At 59.1% G+C, this 15,678-nt stretch carries 14 protein-coding genes and 1 pseudogene; 7 read left to right on the top strand and 8 right to left on the bottom strand.

Features of this window, described 5'->3' with window-relative positions; all coding sequences use genetic code 11:
- Window positions 1–104 precede the first annotated feature (104 nt).
- The 7 genes from DEM27_RS25765 to DEM27_RS25735 all read right to left on the bottom strand — a co-directional run bounded on the left by DEM27_RS25765 (window position 105) and on the right by DEM27_RS25735 (window position 7,751).
- Window positions 105–818 (bottom strand): ABC transporter ATP-binding protein, encoded by a 714-nt coding sequence (locus DEM27_RS25765; protein ID WP_109461114.1) that lies wholly within the window; start codon window positions 816–818, stop codon window positions 105–107.
- A 26-nt stretch (window positions 819–844) separates the two neighbouring features.
- Window positions 845–2,011, bottom strand: coding sequence for an ABC transporter substrate-binding protein (locus DEM27_RS25760; protein ID WP_245446116.1), 1,167 nt, complete (start codon window positions 2,009–2,011; stop codon window positions 845–847).
- Between the two features lie 28 nt (window positions 2,012–2,039).
- Window positions 2,040–3,068, bottom strand: coding sequence for a branched-chain amino acid ABC transporter permease (locus DEM27_RS25755; RefSeq protein WP_109461113.1), 1,029 nt, complete (start codon window positions 3,066–3,068; stop codon window positions 2,040–2,042).
- Between the two features lie 2 nt (window positions 3,069–3,070).
- Complete coding sequence (locus DEM27_RS25750; protein ID WP_109461112.1) at window positions 3,071–3,985, bottom strand: branched-chain amino acid ABC transporter permease; 915 nt, start codon at window positions 3,983–3,985, stop codon at window positions 3,071–3,073.
- Window positions 3,985–4,725, bottom strand: a complete 741-nt coding sequence (locus DEM27_RS25745) for an ABC transporter ATP-binding protein (RefSeq protein WP_245446113.1) — start codon at window positions 4,723–4,725, stop codon at window positions 3,985–3,987. Before DEM27_RS25745 ends, DEM27_RS25750 begins: the two co-directional genes overlap by 1 nt.
- A gap of 141 nt (window positions 4,726–4,866) precedes the next feature.
- A complete protein-coding gene (locus tag DEM27_RS25740; RefSeq protein WP_109461111.1) occupies window positions 4,867–6,291 on the bottom strand; it encodes an NAD-dependent succinate-semialdehyde dehydrogenase in 1,425 nt (474 codons plus the stop codon).
- Window positions 6,292–6,302: 11 nt separating this feature from the next.
- Window positions 6,303–7,751, bottom strand: a complete 1,449-nt coding sequence (locus tag DEM27_RS25735) for a class II fumarate hydratase (protein WP_109461110.1) — start codon at window positions 7,749–7,751, stop codon at window positions 6,303–6,305.
- 299 nt (window positions 7,752–8,050) lie between these two features.
- Here DEM27_RS25735 and DEM27_RS25730 point away from each other — a divergent pair, with 299 nt between their 5' ends.
- Both DEM27_RS25730 and DEM27_RS35350 read left to right on the top strand, forming a co-directional pair.
- Window positions 8,051–8,791: a GntR family transcriptional regulator gene (locus DEM27_RS25730; RefSeq protein ID WP_109461109.1), complete on the top strand. Its 741-nt coding sequence runs from the start codon at window positions 8,051–8,053 to the stop codon at window positions 8,789–8,791.
- Between the two features lie 42 nt (window positions 8,792–8,833).
- A pseudogene (locus tag DEM27_RS35350) lies at window positions 8,834–9,258 on the top strand (transposase); the annotation flags it as partial.
- Window positions 9,259–9,408: 150 nt separating this feature from the next.
- On the opposite strand, the gene DEM27_RS25720 reads toward DEM27_RS35350, so the two are convergent.
- Complete coding sequence (locus DEM27_RS25720) at window positions 9,409–9,828, bottom strand: Rrf2 family transcriptional regulator (protein ID WP_109461108.1); 420 nt, start codon at window positions 9,826–9,828, stop codon at window positions 9,409–9,411.
- 162 nt (window positions 9,829–9,990) lie between these two features.
- Here DEM27_RS25720 and DEM27_RS25715 point away from each other — a divergent pair, with 162 nt between their 5' ends.
- From DEM27_RS25715 to DEM27_RS25695, 5 genes are all read left to right on the top strand, one after another.
- Entirely contained in the window at window positions 9,991–10,893 is a 903-nt protein-coding gene (locus tag DEM27_RS25715; protein WP_109461107.1) for an NAD(P)/FAD-dependent oxidoreductase, read from the top strand.
- Complete coding sequence (locus DEM27_RS25710) at window positions 10,890–11,600, top strand: class I SAM-dependent methyltransferase (protein WP_205908962.1); 711 nt, start codon at window positions 10,890–10,892, stop codon at window positions 11,598–11,600. Before DEM27_RS25715 ends, DEM27_RS25710 begins: the two co-directional genes overlap by 4 nt.
- A 600-nt stretch (window positions 11,601–12,200) precedes the next feature.
- On the top strand, window positions 12,201–13,244 hold the full coding sequence (locus tag DEM27_RS25705) for an amino acid ABC transporter substrate-binding protein (protein ID WP_109461106.1): 1,044 nt from the start codon (window positions 12,201–12,203) through the stop codon (window positions 13,242–13,244).
- A gap of 16 nt (window positions 13,245–13,260) precedes the next feature.
- Window positions 13,261–14,511 carry an amino acid ABC transporter permease gene (locus tag DEM27_RS25700; protein ID WP_245446111.1) on the top strand — a complete coding sequence of 417 codons (1,251 nt, stop codon included), beginning with the start codon at window positions 13,261–13,263 and terminating at the stop codon, window positions 14,509–14,511.
- Window positions 14,511–15,677: an amino acid ABC transporter permease gene (locus DEM27_RS25695; RefSeq protein WP_109461105.1), complete on the top strand. Its 1,167-nt coding sequence runs from the start codon at window positions 14,511–14,513 to the stop codon at window positions 15,675–15,677. The genes DEM27_RS25700 and DEM27_RS25695 overlap by 1 nt, the downstream gene beginning before the upstream one ends.
- Window position 15,678 lies beyond the last annotated feature (1 nt).

Below are 15,678 nucleotides of genomic sequence, written 5' to 3'. Positions count from 1 at the left end.
GTTTTCCTTTCTCAAAACTTGGCGCTCGCCGGCGAGCGCCGCAGAACAGCGACGGTCCAGCCTCCGGCGAGGCATGATTGCTGGCATTTTTTCGGGATCGACCTTCAGCTCAGATAAAGCCGCTGCAGCCGTTCCTCGTTGATGTCGCCCGGCGGCGCGTGCAGGGCGACACGCCCCCGGGACAGGACGTAGACGTCATCCGCAATCTGCATCAGACGCGGCACGGTCTGTTCGGCAACGATGACCGTCATCCCGAGATCGCGATGCAGCCTCTCCACAATTTCGAAGACGGACTGGACCATCACCGGCGAGAGACCGAGACTGGGCTCGTCCAGCATCAGGAGTCGTGGTTGCAGCATAAGTGCCATACCAATCACCAGCATCTGCAACTGTCCACCGGACAGAAGACCTGCCTGCCGGTCGAGGAATTCCTCGAGGATCGGAAAGTATGACAGGACCAGATCGAGCCGCGCCGAGCTACCATTCGGATGACGAAAGGACGCGGCCCTGAGGTTCTCACCGACGGTGAGATTGCGGAAGCATTGCCGGCCATCCTGCACCAGGGCGATACCCGACCGCGTGATTGCCGCAGGGGGTTTGCCGCTCAGGGACGCGCCGTTGAACGCGACGCGTCCGTCCGAGATATCTCCCTGTTCAAAAGGGAGCATGCCCGCCACCGCTTTCAGCAGGGTGGATTTGCCCGCCCCGTTCGGCCCGAGCAAAGCCACGACGCGGCCTTCCGCAGCCTCGAAATCTATCCCATTCAGGGCAACGATGACGGAATCATAGCGAACGCTCATGCCGCTGACTTTAAGCATTGCGGGACGTCCCTTCCTTGAGATGCTTAATGGGCACCGATCCAGTCGCTTACGGGAACATAGGCACCATCCTTGATCTCCGTGATGCGCGCCTGGGTCGTGCCTTGGTGATTGGCGTAGGAGACGGGAGGGGTAATGCCGCCGGTATCGAGGCCTGTCAGCCCTTCCATCTCGTCGCGCACCGACTTGCGGAAAGCGACGATATCGTCCGGCACGCCGCCGGCCTTTTCGACAGCCTTGCGGATGGCTGCAACCATGGCGATGCCCTCGTACCAGCCCTTCATATAGAAGGGGTCCCGCTTCTCGATCTTGTTGTTTTCTTCGAACTTCTTCATGTCGGCCGTCGCCGGGATATCGGAGCCGAAATCGGAATAGATCTGGATGGCGCGAAAACCCTCGGCTGCCGGGCCAAGCTGTTCGATGATGGCCGGTGCGATGTTGTAGATGTTGCCGGTGAACAGGCTTGCCGGCAAACCGACCTTGGCGGCATCTCGCAGGATCACGAGAACCTGCGGGGTCGATGCCTGGATATAGACCGCATCGGGATTAAGGTTTTTGAGACGCAGGATCTGGCCGGTCAGGTCTTGGGTGTCGAACGGAAATTCGATCTGGTCCACCAGTTCCAGCCCGAGTTTCTCGATCTCACCCGATTTGCGAACGACTTCGACGGGCGCACGGCCGTATTCATTGTTGGCGTGCATGACCACAACCCGCTTGCCACCAGCCTCAGCGGCGGCCCGCAGGCCGATCAGCAATTGCTGCTCATAGGTCGGGCCTGCCATAAAGATGTAGGGCAGTTTGGCCGGGTCCAGCACCTCGCTGGCATGGGAATCCGTCATGAAGGGCACGGCATCGCTCTGGATCTGGTCACGCAATGCCTTGACGGCGCCTGTCGACCAGCCCTTGACGTAAACAGCGTTCTCCTCCCCCACGCAACGGCGATAGTTCTTCTGTTCCTCATCCAGCTTGTAGCGGCCGTCGAGAAGCAGCGTCTTGATCTTGTTGCCGGCGATGCCGCCCTGTGTCTGGTTGATGTACTCGATGTAGTCGCGGGTTCCGTAGGACATGCCGTTCAGCAGGGCGTCCGGCCCGGTGATGGTGCCCCACATGCAGACAGTGATATCGGCAGCGGATGCGCTGGATGCACCGGCCAGAAAAGTGCCGAGCATAAGGCTGTAGATGGTTTTCCTCATTGTATTCCTCCTCCTTGTGTTACTTATCTCATTCAGCCGGTTCGCTTGAGGGACGCAGGTCCATTGCTCCGGATGGGGTTTTCGCGGGTTTCGTGCCAGCGCCCCGCCAGCGCCGCCAGAGGCGGCTGGCCAGTGAATTGAGGCCACGGGGCTCGTAGATCATGAACAGGATGATCAGGAGGCCGAAGATCATCTCGCGAATGGCGGATGTCTGCGTGGCAGCGTTGAAGTACTCTCCCAGGCGCTGCACGACCTCCGGCAACAGCACCACGAAGAAGGCGCCGATCACCGCCCCCGGCAGGGAACCTAGCCCGCCGACTATGATCATCGCGACGTAGTCCACCGACAGCGCGATCTCGAATGCCTCCGGAGCCGCGATCCGTGTCGTGAAAGCCAGAAGTCCACCGGCAATACCGGCCAAAAAACCAGAGATAGCAAAGGCCCAGAACTTCGTGCGGGCCACATTGATACCCATGCCGCGAGCGACCATTTCGCTGTCACGGATCAGGATGAAGCGGCGGCCGAGATCCGTGCGCAACAGCCGGGAAACACCAATCAACGACAGAACGAGCAGGATGATTGAGACGGCCGCATAGCCGCGGTCGGTCGAGACGCCGAACCCCAGGAAAGGCGCGGGTTCGATGAGGAGACCAGAGACCCCATGGGTCAGCGGCTCCAGCAGCCGGAAGAGATATTCCAGAATGAACTGGGCTGCGAGGGTTGCGATGGCGAAGTAGAGACCGCGCAGCCGAAGCGCCGGCAGCCCGATCATGACGCTGATCAGCGCCGTGACGAAACCCGCACCGGCGAGCGCCACGACCATATCCTGACCGGCATTGCCGAAATTTCCGGCAGCATAGGCGCCAACGCCCAACAGTCCGCCATGAGCAAAGGAAATCTGGCCGCAATAGCCGATCAGGAGATTAAGGGCGAGCGCACCGATCGATGCGATCGCAACCACGTATACGATGTAGGCACTATAGCGGCCCAGGCCGGGAAGCAGCAGCAGAATGCATGCCGCGACCGCCAGCAGGATAAGGATTTGCCGTAGAGTCATGACTACACCCGTTCCGATTCTCTAGTGCCAAAGATGCCCTGCGGACGAACCAGCAGAACGAGGACAAGCAACGCATAGGGAATGACCTGCTGAAGCGCGCCGACAGAGTAGATTTCCGTGTACTCACGCAGCACGCGTTCGATAGCCGGCGTCAGCATGCCGTCAGTCAAAGCCTGCAATACGCCGAGCACGACGCCGCCGACCACAGCCCCCACGAGGCTGGTCATGCCGCCAAGTACGATGACCGGGAAGGCGACGAGGCCGATATTCGACAGGTTTACGGAGAGGCCGTTGAGCGATGCGAGGAGCGCTCCGCCCAACCCCGCCAGCATTGCCGATGCGACCCAGGCAATTGTCACCTGCCTGCTCACATCGATGCCGATCGCAAGTGCAGCACGGGTATTGTCCGCCGTGCAACGCTGCATGAGGCCAAGCGGCGTATAGCGATAGAACGCCAGAAATGCCGCACAAAGAACCGACGATAGCAGGACTGCCGCTATATAATTATAGGTCATGAAGATGCCGCCCAGTTCGATCACACCGGCCGGGAACAATTGCGGAAAGGCAAGCTGGTCCGGTCCCCAGATGAACAAGCACACGGCCCGGAAGGTGATGAGGATGCCGAGCGTCACCATCATGACCGCAACGACCGGCGCCTTCAGCATGGGCCTCAAGATCAGGATCTGAGTCAGCGCACCCACCGCGCCCATCAGCACCACCGCAATCAGCAGACCGAGCGCGGGATGAAGGCCGGCCTGAGCAAGGGCATAGGTGAAGAACGCCCCCAGCATGGCGTACCCGCCCTGGGCGAAATTGACGACACCGGAGCATTTGTAGATCAGCACGATACCGAGCGCGATCAGCGCGTAGACGCTTCCAACAGCAACGCCGGCGATAACGAGTTGCAGGGTAAACATCACGCATCTCCCAGATATACGCGACGGACCTCGGGATCCGACTGGACACCTGCGCCTGACCCTTCGAAAATCTTGGCGCCTGCCGCCATCACGACGATGCGATCACAGGTGCTCATGACCACGTCCATCTTGTGCTCCACCATCACGACGGCGCAGCCCAGTTGATCACGAATGCGCTTGACGAAGCCCGCCAGCGCGAAGGCCTCGGCCGGCGCGACGCCCGCCACCGGCTCGTCAAGAAGAAGCAGGTCCGGCTCTCCGGCCAGTGCGCGGGCAATATCCACAGCCTTGCGATGCCCGTAGGAGAGCACCTGCAACGGGCTGTCGCGGTGATCCGCAAGTCCGAGTGGCTCCAGGAATTTGTCGGTCAGATCATTGTCCTGGCGACGGTTGCCGAAAAAGAACTGACGCAACCCACCGCTCGGCTTGCGAACCGAGCGACCGACCTTGACTATATCGAGCACCGTCAGATCGTTGAGCGAGGCAACATTCTGGAACGTTCGACCGACGCCAATGCGGGCGAGGTAACTGGGGGATCGGCCGACGATCTCCTCGTCATGCCACCGGATCGAACCTTCGGCAGGAATGTAGGTTCCGGAAATCGCGTTGACGAACGTTGTCTTGCCCGCTCCGTTCGGCCCGATCAGGCCAACGATTTCACCGGGGCGGACATCAATCTCCATTTTGTTTACGGCTACGACGCCCCCGAAGCGGATCGTCACGTCACGAGCGGTCAGCATGGCCTGTCTCCTTCCATGTTCCCGACTGCCAGCCACCCGTTCCTTTGAGAACAGGCACGAACCGGCAAACAAGGTCCTCGCAGGTTCTTCATTTCATCTCCTCCCAAAAACAGTGCCGCGGCCTCCAGCCGGCAGATACAGTCAGCGGTAGCTGACGAACTTCGTCTTCTGGTACGGCGTGAGAATCTGCTGGCCCCCTTCCGTCCCGTAGCCGCTCTCCTTCCAGCCGCCCAAAGGTACCTCCGGCAGATGGGTGGGAACGTCATTTACGCCCACCGTTCCGACCTTCATCGCATCGGCAAGACGGCGCTGGCGGGCCGCGTCGTTTGTGAAGAGATAGGCTGAAAGACCGAACTCGAGACTGTTTGCCTGGTGCACCATCTCGGCCTCGTCATCGAAGCGGAGGATGGCAGCAACCGGTCCGAAGGGCTCTTCGTGCAGGATCCTGGCCTCGGGCGGAATATCGGTCAGCACGGTCGGCGCGTAGAAGTATCCGCTATTGCCCATGTGCTGCCCGCCGGTGGCGATTGTCGCTCCTTTCGCACGAGCATCCTCGACCAGATCGGAGATTGCCTGAACACGGCGCACACTCGCCAATGGCCCCATCTGGCTTTCTTCCGCCGTTCCGGCACCAACGCGAATCTTCGCGGCGCGGGCAACGAAGCGCTCGACAAACCTATCGTGGACCTCGCTCTCAACAAAAAACCGGGTCGGGGACAGGCAGATTTGCCCGGCATTGGTGAATTTCTTCGTCACCAGGAAATCCGCGGTCGCTTCGGGGTCCATGTCCTTGCAGACAATGACCGGTGCATGCCCGCCCAGTTCCATGGTGACAGGCTTCATGACCTTGCCGGCCTCGGCAGCCAGCATCTTACCGACCGGAATGGAGCCGGTGAACGTGATCTTGGAAATCTGCGATGCGTTGATCATGTGCGATGACACATCGGCCGGGGCACCGAACACGACACCGACCGCAGCCGGGTGAACACCGGCATCCAGCAGGGCCTGGACCAGGCCGAGAACCGAGCCGGGTGTTTCTTGTGAAGGTTTGCAGATGATGGAGCAACCTGCGCCGAGCGCGCCAGCAAATTTCTTTGCCGCCAGAGCCATCGGGAAGTTCCAGGGTGTGAAGGCCGCCACGACGCCAATCGGATGCGTCTCGATGACGATGCGGTTGGCTAGGTCGCGACCGGTCAGCACGTCGCCCGTGATACGCCGCGCCTGTTCAGCGCCCCACTCCATAAAATCGGCCGAACGATCGACCTCGGCAATTGCCTCCCGCAGCGGCTTGCCCTGCTCCCTGGTCATCGCCAGCCCGAGAGTTTCCTTGCGCTCGCGCAGGATGGCCGCCGAGCGGTGCAGGATGGTGCCACGTTCCCACGTCGGAACCGCGCTCCATTCCGCCAGACCGCGCACGGCGATATTCATGGCATCATCGAGATCCTGTTTGCCGGCGTGGGTCACCCTACCGAAAGCCTGCCCTGTCGCAGGATCGAAGACGTCTTCCCAGACCCCCTCGTTTCCTGCCCTTTCCTTGCCGTCGATCAAAAGCTTAAACTCGGACATGCGTCGAACTCCTATTTACTGTTGTTTGCAGCAACCGGCCTCAAAGGCGACGGGACCGCGGTCGAGTTGTGTTTGCTCAGCCGGTTCGGATCGAGCGCCTGGGCGAGATAGGCATCATAGTCGGCAACACTCATTGCACCTTCGCGTACGATCACATCACGCATCGAAAGCTCTTTCGTGGATGCCTCCCGCGTGAGATGTGCAGCAGCGTCGTATCCAATGACGGGCGCCAGCACGGCACCCAGGACCGGGGACCGGTCGAGCGCCAGCCGCAGCCGGTCGCGATTTGCCTGCAACCCTTTGATGCAGCCCGAAGCAAGAACACGTTGCGCATCGGCGAGAAGGTAGACGGAATTGAGCACTTCGTTCAGGATCAGCGGCTTAGTGGTATTCAACTGCAGCGTGCTTGCACTGTTTGCAGCGATGACAGCGGCGGAATTTCCGATCACACGCAGGCAGACCTGGATAACCGCCTCGCAGACCGTGGCATTGCGTTTTGCCGGCATGATGGAAGATGACAACCCCTCATCCGGCAAAGACATGGACGGTGACCCGCCAAGACTGGAGGTCAGAAGCCGTATATCATTGCAGATTTTCAAGAGAGCGGTGGCAAGGACGTTCAGGGCTCCGCAAAGCCCGACGAAAGCATCGTGCGACGCCATGAACTGTGAGGGCGTCGGGCTTGCGCGCAGGGGTCTTCCGACAAATGCGCCAAGGCCATCGGCGACTAACCCCGCGAAATCGGAATGGCTGTTTATCCCACTACCGCTGGCGGTCCCGCCTTGCGGCAGTTCGCACAGGCTGACGGTATGAAACTCCAGCGCAACCCAGCTGGACGCAACCTGTTTCTCCCACGTGTAAAACTCGCTTCCGAGCGTCACGGGAAGGGCGTCCTGCAGGTGGGTCATCCCGAGCTTGACGTGGTCGCGGAATTCAACGGCCTGCTCGGCGAGCGCCGATTGCAATACCGCCATCGCCGGCGCCAACACTCCGAAAACGGCCCTGATCGCACAAACGTGCATGATCGTCGGAAACGTATCGTTTGAGGACTGACCCAGGTTGACATGGTCGTTGGGGTGGATCGGGGACCGGTTGCCAAGAGGCTCGCCCAGCAGCTCATTGGCGCGGTTGGCGATGACCTCATTCGCATTCATATTGGTTTGCGTACCGGAGCCGGTCTGCCAGACGCCAATCGGGAACTGATCGTTGAAAGCGCCGTCACGCATTTCCAATGCGGCCCGGATGATCACCGTCGCAAGCCTCTCCGGGAGCAGGCCTAGGGAGAGGTTTGCCTGGGCAGCAGCGGCCTTCTGCGCTCCGAAAGAGTGAATGACATCTACGGGCAGGCGCTCGCTGCCAATAGCAAAAAGGCGACGCGCGCGTTCTGTCTGCGGCCCCCAGTAAGCGGAAGCCGAGATTTCGATTTCTCCGTAGGCGTCGATCTCTTTGCGACTTTTCATGTGTCGAACCTCTTGATTAACGGCAATTTGTTCTATTGTTCGTACAATGTCAATCGGAAATGAAAAATCTGTTTCGCCGCCGCCTAATTTCATCTCAACAACAACTTACCTGCATGATTTAACGGGCTTTATTCGCTCTCCATCAAACCCATGGATAGGTTTGAAGGGTCGGTTCCTGCGACACCAATTGAAAAAAACAGGGCTGATTGCCATTATATAGGATTGTGCGTACAATGGACTGAGGCATATCGGAATGCCTAAGAACGAAGTTTCCGCGTACCGCATGAGGTCAGTGAGTCTTGGGCCGAAATCAGAGCCAACCCAAATATCGGATTGTCGAGGAATATCTGAGGTCTCAGATTTTATCCGGGCAAATACCCGTCGATTCCCTTCTGCCGACGGAGGAAATGCTCTGCGCACGCTTCGGCGTAAGCCGCGCAACGGTTCGCACGGCACTGAGCAATTTGCAGGCGGACGGTCTTATCGTACGAAGCGCTGCAATCGGATCACGCGTTGTAGCCTCGGTCAAGCGACAAGCGTTTCAAGCTGGCTGGAACTCAGTCGAAGATCTGCTGCAGCATACGACAGCCATCCGACTGCATGTAAAGACGATAAGCGAGATCATCCTGGACAGGGAAACCGCAGATGACATCGGATTCGGCGTCGGTCGCAGCGTCGTGCGAGTGGAGGGCATTCGCTGGAACGAAGTGGAGACGGCAGCCCCCATCTGCCTTGTCGAGATTTTTTTCGACGCCCTCTTTAGGGGGATCGTTGACGAGATCGGCGTTCATAACCGACCAGTCGCCGACCTTATCAACGAGAAGTATAACGTCCGGATTGAAAAAATCCGCCAAGAGATATCCGCCTCACAGCTCCCGCTGCAGACCGCCCGTGCACTGTCCGCGATCGAAGGCTCCCCCGCACTTGTCATCAAACGTTGGTATTTTGACGCCAACAATCGAATGTTTCAGGTTACACGCAGCTTATATCCTTCCGATCGGTTTCAATACGTCGTCGATTTTGGCAGAGCACATGACTGAGGCTATCGCCATCTTCACCGAAAAAGAATGGCATTGGGTCGCCACGTCCGACAGACGGCCCGAGCAGACGACACAACCAAGCGGCTTATGACCGTGCCGGGCATCGGTGTGGAAACAGCACTGACCTTCCGCCACACCATCGATGATCCGTCTAGCCTCTGAAATGCAGCATCCGTAGGTGCTGACCTGGGCCTAACCCCGCGACGAAAACAATCCGGCGAAACGGACATAATCGGCCAAGTCTCCTGATGGGGCGATCGCCTGCGAACTTATCTCTTCGAGGCGGCCAGCCTGTTGCTCTATCGGACTCGGCGCTGGTGCGCGCTGAAAGCGTGGGCTGCGGTGGCGAAACGCAAGGAATGAAAAAGCACAGGTCGCAGTCGCGTTAAAATTTGCCGTCGTCCTGCACTGCCTGGATCGACCGCACGGCGCTCGACACGTTTAGGCATCCGACCCGAACATCATGATGAGGCCATGACCTCGAAAAGGACCCCAACCCCGGCACGAACAAACAGGCTTGACTAAGTCCCGCAGTTAAAGGGCCGAAACACAGCCGGCTTCAAATCGGAGTGCCGGGCGAAATGGAGTCAGAATGGGCGGGCAGATCTGCGTCGGAATCAGTGGCCGAATTCATGGGAACCCGCAATGTTGTCCAGGGTGATCTCGCCAAAACGTCTGTAGAATAGTGTTGACGCCTCTGCCATGGTGTCCGCCAGAACGGCATTGACGTTCCTCTCGACGAGGCATTCCGGATGGCGGCTGCGGTTGCCGATCGCGAACAGGTTCGGACGGCCAAGGGCTTCGTAGACGGCGAGGAGGGTGATTTTGTTGAGCGGACGCGTCAGCCGCCATCCTCCGCCATGCCCCTTGTCCGAGCTAACGATGCCAGTTTCACGCAAACCTGCCATCGTGCGCCTGAACACCGCCGGGTTGGTACCCATGCTGCGTGCAAGCACCTCCGATGTCAGCGGTCCATCCACCATGGCCATGTGCAGGAGGACGTGAAGCACGTCTGAAAGCCGGGTGTCCCTGTTCATCGTCTGACCTCGCCGTTTGACGCAGCCCGCTACAGGCCATTGCTTTACGTATCATTCACTGCTACATAATCCCCGCGATCATGTAACATGAACTGATACGTCGACAGCCGCCCGATGTCCACCACTGCGACCCGCCATCGCGAGAACGAAGGGGATATTTAAATGCAGTATGACGCAATCATCATCGGCGGCAGCTTCGCCGGCCTGTCGGCCGCCCTCTATCTCGCGCGGGCCCGCCGCTCCGTGTGCGTCCTCGACACGCGTAAACCTCGCAACCGCTTTGCCCGCGCCTCGCACGGTTTCTTTGCGCAGGACGGGAGCGATCCGCTGATCATGCTCGACAATATGCGCAGGCAGGTCGAGACCTACCCGACATTGCGTATCCTGGAAGAAGCGGCCACGGATGCGCGGAGGGAAGACGGTCGCTTTAGCGTCAATCTGGCGAATGGCGAGACCGTGATCGGAATAAACCTTCTGCTTGCATTCGGAATCAGGGACCTTCTCCCTGAGCTGCCCGGACTCGCCGAACGCTGGGGCCACTCCGTCCTCCATTGTCCCTACTGTCACGGCTACGAGTTCAGCGGGAGGCGGCTTGGCGTGCTGAACATGTCGCCGATGTCGGTGCACCAGGCCTGCCTCATTCCGGAATGGGGACCGACCACCTTCTTTCTCAATGGCGGGACCCTCAACGCTCAGGCGACTGCCGATCTTGAGCAGCGCGGCGTCACCATAGAGACCGTTGCCGTGGAAGGACTTGTCGGTGAAGGACGAAACCTCTCCGCGATCCGGCTTGCGGACGGGCGCGAGAAGCCGCTGGACGCGCTATTCATCGGCCCTTCCTACCGTTTCAACAGCGATCTCGCCGAACGGCTCGGCTGCGCGACGGAGGCCGGCCCGCTAGGATCGATGATTACAGTCGACGAGATGAAGGCGACGAACGTCCGCGAGGTCTATGCCGCCGGAGATGTCACTCGCATGGGCCATACTGTCACCTTCGCCTGTGCCGACGGAGTCATGGCCGCTCTAGCGATCCATCGCTCGCTCGTATTCGGATCGGGTGAATGATGCAGGACAGCCACTCTCATTTCGCCAATCCGGCCGCTATCGAATCCTACGCAAGGGATGTTCCGCTGAGGGTGCCGGGCCTCCACGACCTCCATCGCATGACGATGCTTCTCCTTGCCGAGGAGGCATCCGAGACGGCTCACATCCTTGTCGTCGGCGCCGGGGGCGGGATGGAGACGAAGTCGCTTGCCGAGGCGCAGCCCGGCTGGCGCTTCGTCGGAGTCGATCCGTCCCCCGCCATGCTGAACCTGGCACGCCAGACTGTGATGCCGTTCGCAGACCGCGTCGACCTCTTGGAGGGCACGGTTGACCGGGCTCCGGACGGCCCTTTCGACGGTGCGACCTGCCTTCTGACGCTGCATCACATGAACCGCAGCGAGCAGATGCATACGCTGCGGGGCATCCACCGCCGCCTCCGCCCCGGCGCCCGGCTAGTGATAGCGAACCATTCTGCCCCCGGACCTGATCCGGATTGCTGGATGACGCGCACCGCCGCCTTCGCCCTACGTGATCGCCCGGACTGGGCGAAAGCTGCGGCCGCCGCTAAGACGATCGGCCAGCGCCTGACGCTACTAACCCCGCCCGAAGAAGAAGACATGCTCCGGGAGGTGGGTTTCGTCAATATAGGCCTGTTCTATGCCGCGTTCTCGTTTCGGGGTTGGGTTGCCACTGCCAATAACGGCAATGAAACTCCCACACAAGGTTAAGGGCCGGCCACAGCAGGTGCTATCGACGCCAATCTGCCGTGGCAACCAGTAACCAGCCCGCTTGCCCTGGATGTCCTCGACGACCTCGTTGTCGCTGAGATCCAAAGCGTAGGCCATCGATCGGTAGTAGCAAGTGCTCCTTCGTTACGATTACGCCTTCTTCAGGTCGTCAGGCAAGCCGTCCTTGCCCAAAACCTCCGATAGATCACGACCCGTTCTTCGTGCAGGAGCGTCAGTTGGCCAAAGCCGCCTCGATCACGCGTACGATCACTGAGGCGACTCCGCAATGTTGAAGTCACACTTGCGACTGACGGGGTGACGAGCATGGCCGTCACCGCCGCGGCCAGCGGACTTGGGTTCAAGATTGGTAGTTGCCGCTGGTCAAGCATCTTGAGAATGCCTTCCGCGCGCTGAAGGCCTTATCTGCAGACCGAAATCCTCCGCTGGCTACCACTTGCGTTACCTTCAGGGCAACACCCGTACCGACTCTTTGCGTCTTCCTTAGGCGGCAGGTTTGAATACCTTCAAAGCATCGTCTGCCAATCGCGCATCATTATTGGAAAAAGCGACAGGCGCGCCAGTCCGGGAGAGCCGGCGCAAATGGAGGGGAATACTGTGAAAGTACGAATTTATAGCGCGGCATTGGCCGCGCTGACAATGGCGATCACCCCAAATTGGGGAAGCGCTCATGAGAGTTCCACGCTCGCCAAGGTGAGAGCGCGGGGCGAACTTATCTGTGGTGTCGGCACCGGCCTAGCAGGATTTGCACTGCCGGATTCGGACGGCAACTGGCAGGGCCTGGACACCGACTACTGTCGTGCGTTGGCGGCCGCGGCGATCGGCGACGCCAGGAAGGTCAAATTTGTGCCCTTGACGGCTAAGGACCGCTTCGCAGCAATTCAGGCCGGGCAGGTCGACGTACTCGCGAGGACCACAACCTGGACACTCTCTCGCGACACAGCCAACGGTCTCGATTTTCGCGCTGTCGATTTTTACGACGGACAGGGATTTCTTGTCAGAGCCGACAGTGGCTTGACATCTGCAGCTGAACTTGACGGTGCCAGTATATGCCTAACGCAGGGATCGACGGCCGAACTTAACACTTCCGACTACTTCCGAGCGAAAGGCATGAAATACAAGCCGGTGACCTTTGCCACGAGCAGCGAAACGGTAAAGGCATATGAAAGCGGACGCTGCGACAGCTATTCGAACGATTCCTCGGCGCTTTATGGTGAACGTCGCAGAATGGCCGAACCGGACAAACATGTCGTTCTCCCGGAGATCGTCTCGCGGGAGCCTTTAGCCATCGGCGTCCTGCAGGGCGACAGCCAGTGGTCAGATCTTACAGCCTGGCTACATTTCGCGCTGCTTATCGCAGAGGACAACGGCATCACCCGCGACAATGTTGAAACCTACCTGACGAGCGAAAATCCGGAGATCCGGCGCCTTCTTGGCGTCGAAGGCAATGTTGGCGAACTTCTGGGCGTGAACAAGGACTGGGCGCTACGCGCTATCCGTGCCGTGGGCAATTACGGCGAAATGTACGACCGAAATCTCGGTTCCGGGTCGCCCTTGAAAATTCCGCGAGGCCTGAATGCTCTCTGGAGCAAGGGAGGCCTGCAATACGCTCCCCCGCTTCGATGACAGCGAAGGCCGGCAAATGACCGATGACGCCCACAAGCGGTGGGCTCGCAACAGTAAGACGATGGGAAATCACATGTTCTCGCGGACATCCACGAAGTCCCGGCGGGGCCAATCGGCCACCGCGAAGGAAATATTGTGGCAGGCGATTCTGCTTATTGCGATTGCCGGGCTGGTTGGGGGCGCGTTATGGAATGCTAGCGGCAGCCTTGCGGAGCAGGGGGTCGCCTCTGGATTCGGGTTTCTCGGCCATACCGCCGGCTTCGACGTCAGTCAGAGCCTGATCCCTTTCAGCGCAGTTTCGACCTATGGACGCGCCTTTTTAGTTGGTCTGCTGAACACGGTCGAAGTCACCGTGATTGCCATTCCTCTTGCAACTATTTTGGGTTTCATCATCGGCATTTCCCGGCGATCGTCCAATTGGTTGCTGAACCGTGTGGCTGCCGCCTATGTGGAAGTCTTCAGAAACACGCCATTACTTCTCCAGCTTCTGTTCTGGTACAATGCCGTATTGGCGGCTCTCCCGGCGAAAGCCTTGGAAAGTCTGCACCTCGGCAACATTATCTATCTGAACCGTCGCGGACTTGCTCTTCCACAGCCGGTCGTTCAGGATTTCGGCGGCGCCTGGCTCTTGGTCGCTGCAGCAATCGCGGGGTTGTTTATTTTGACCGCACGTCTTGCTCCATTATGGCGGGCAAGAACAGGGCACTTCTTTCCGCATCGTTCCGCGAACCTGTTGATCCTCTTCAGCCTACCTATGGCTTTCTGCCTTGCTATCTACCTGACGACTGGCCGCTCACCGATCCTATTCAATATTCCCGTGATGGGACGGTTCAGCGTGGATGGAGGATGGCAGCTTTTGCCTGAGTTGGTGGCGCTTCTCATAGGCCTGATCTTCTATACGGCTTCATCGATTGCCGAAGTGGTCCGGTCCGGCTTGGCCGCTGTACCCAAGGGTCAGTATGAGGCCGCCCGCTCGCTTCATCTTCCACCGGGAAAGATAATGCGTGAAGTGATCTTGCCGCAGGCCATACGTGTCATCATTCCACCCCTTACCAACCAGTATCTCAATCTCCTCAAGAACTCTTCACTGGCGGTGGCAATCGGCTATCCCGACCTCGTGCAGATTTTCGCCGGGACCGTGTTGAACCAAACTGGTCAGGCAGTTGAGATCGTCTTCATGACCATGGCGGTCTATCTCACCATCTCGCTTCTTACGGCACTCGGGATGAACGTCTATAACCGCCGCATCGCTACGGTGGAAAACTGATGTCATCCGGTACCTATCGACCCGAGCCCTTGCTGCCCTTGACCTACTGTCAGAGCGAACCTCACCCGCCTGCCCCGCCGCCGCTTGTTGATCGAGGCTGTTTCAATTGGCTTCGCCGCAATCTCTTTCCCAACTGGCGGCAGTCCCTCCTGTCGATTTTGATCTTCTCCCTTCTCGCAGGCACAGCTTGGCACCTGGCCAGGTTCCTGTTGGTGGACGCGGTATGGTGGGGTGACACTGGCGAGGCATGCCGACCCTCGGATGGGCGCCCTGTGGGTGCGTGCTGGGCGTTCATTGCTGATCGCTACAAATACTTTATCTACGGGTCCTACCCGCTCGATCAGCGATGGCGTGTGAACACGTTCTTTATCGCCGGCGGCCTTGGCCTCGCTTATCTGCTGTGGCCGCGTGCTCCGTTCCGGCGATTGGGCCTAACTCTCGTTATTGTTGCCCTTCCGTTAACCGGCTTTATCTTTCTAAGCGGCTGGGACGCGGTGGGGCTGCCGGATGTTCCTACAAATCTGTGGGGCGGACTGATGGTTACTATCGTGGTCGCCGCCGTCGGTATCGCCACCGCCTTGCCGGTCGGGATATTGCTTGCTCTCGGGCGTCGCTCACATTTGGTGATCGTGCGGTGGTTGAGCATCGGATTGATCGAGTTGCCACGCGGCGTCCCTTTGGTAACCGTGCTTTTCATGGCGAACACGATGCTTCCGCTTTTCCTCCCGACCGGCCTCAACCCTGACAAGCTGGTGCGGGCTCTGGTCGGTATCACGTTCTTTGCGGCGGCTTATCTTGCGGAAATCATTCGTGGTGGACTGCAAGCCATCCCGCGAGGGCAATATGAAGCGGCATCGGCATTAGGCTTAGGCTACTGGAAGACCATGGTTCTCATCATTCTCCCGCAAGCCCTCAAGGTCGCCGTTCCGAATATCGTCAGCATTAATATTGGCCTCTTCAAGGACACGTCGCTCCTTTTGATCGTCGGGATATTCGACTTCCTGTCGACCATTGAAACGGCGCGCATCGATCCCCGATGGGCCGCGCCCACGATCAGCACGACCGGTTATGCATTTGCCGCTGTTGTATATTTTAGTTTCTGTTTCGGCATGTCGCGTTATGGCGCTCTGATCGAACGCCGATTGTCTCGTGATCACGGAAGGTAAG

It is taken from the genome of Rhizobium album (genome assembly GCF_003122325.1).
Classification (GTDB): Bacteria; Pseudomonadota; Alphaproteobacteria; order Rhizobiales; family Rhizobiaceae; genus Metarhizobium; species Metarhizobium album.
This window is presented reverse-complemented; position numbering and strand designations above follow the sequence as displayed.

Coding starts and splice junctions, on each gene's coding strand:
- DEM27_RS25765 (WP_109461114.1), bottom strand. CDS start 818: ATGCTTAAAGTCAGCGGCATGAGCGTTCGCTATGATTCCGTCATCGTT.
- DEM27_RS25760 (WP_245446116.1), bottom strand. CDS start 2,011: ATGAGGAAAACCATCTACAGCCTTATGCTCGGCACTTTTCTGGCCGGT.
- DEM27_RS25755 (WP_109461113.1), bottom strand. CDS start 3,068: ATGACTCTACGGCAAATCCTTATCCTGCTGGCGGTCGCGGCATGCATT.
- DEM27_RS25750 (WP_109461112.1), bottom strand. CDS start 3,985: ATGTTTACCCTGCAACTCGTTATCGCCGGCGTTGCTGTTGGAAGCGTC.
- DEM27_RS25745 (WP_245446113.1), bottom strand. CDS start 4,725: ATGCTGACCGCTCGTGACGTGACGATCCGCTTCGGGGGCGTCGTAGCC.
- DEM27_RS25740 (WP_109461111.1), bottom strand. CDS start 6,291: ATGTCCGAGTTTAAGCTTTTGATCGACGGCAAGGAAAGGGCAGGAAAC.
- DEM27_RS25735 (WP_109461110.1), bottom strand. CDS start 7,751: ATGAAAAGTCGCAAAGAGATCGACGCCTACGGAGAAATCGAAATCTCG.
- DEM27_RS25720 (WP_109461108.1), bottom strand. CDS start 9,828: ATGAACAGGGACACCCGGCTTTCAGACGTGCTTCACGTCCTCCTGCAC.
- DEM27_RS25715 (WP_109461107.1), top strand. CDS start 9,991: ATGCAGTATGACGCAATCATCATCGGCGGCAGCTTCGCCGGCCTGTCG.
- DEM27_RS25710 (WP_205908962.1), top strand. CDS start 10,890: ATGATGCAGGACAGCCACTCTCATTTCGCCAATCCGGCCGCTATCGAA.
- DEM27_RS25705 (WP_109461106.1), top strand. CDS start 12,201: ATGGAGGGGAATACTGTGAAAGTACGAATTTATAGCGCGGCATTGGCC.
- DEM27_RS25700 (WP_245446111.1), top strand. CDS start 13,261: ATGACCGATGACGCCCACAAGCGGTGGGCTCGCAACAGTAAGACGATG.
- DEM27_RS25695 (WP_109461105.1), top strand. CDS start 14,511: ATGTCATCCGGTACCTATCGACCCGAGCCCTTGCTGCCCTTGACCTAC.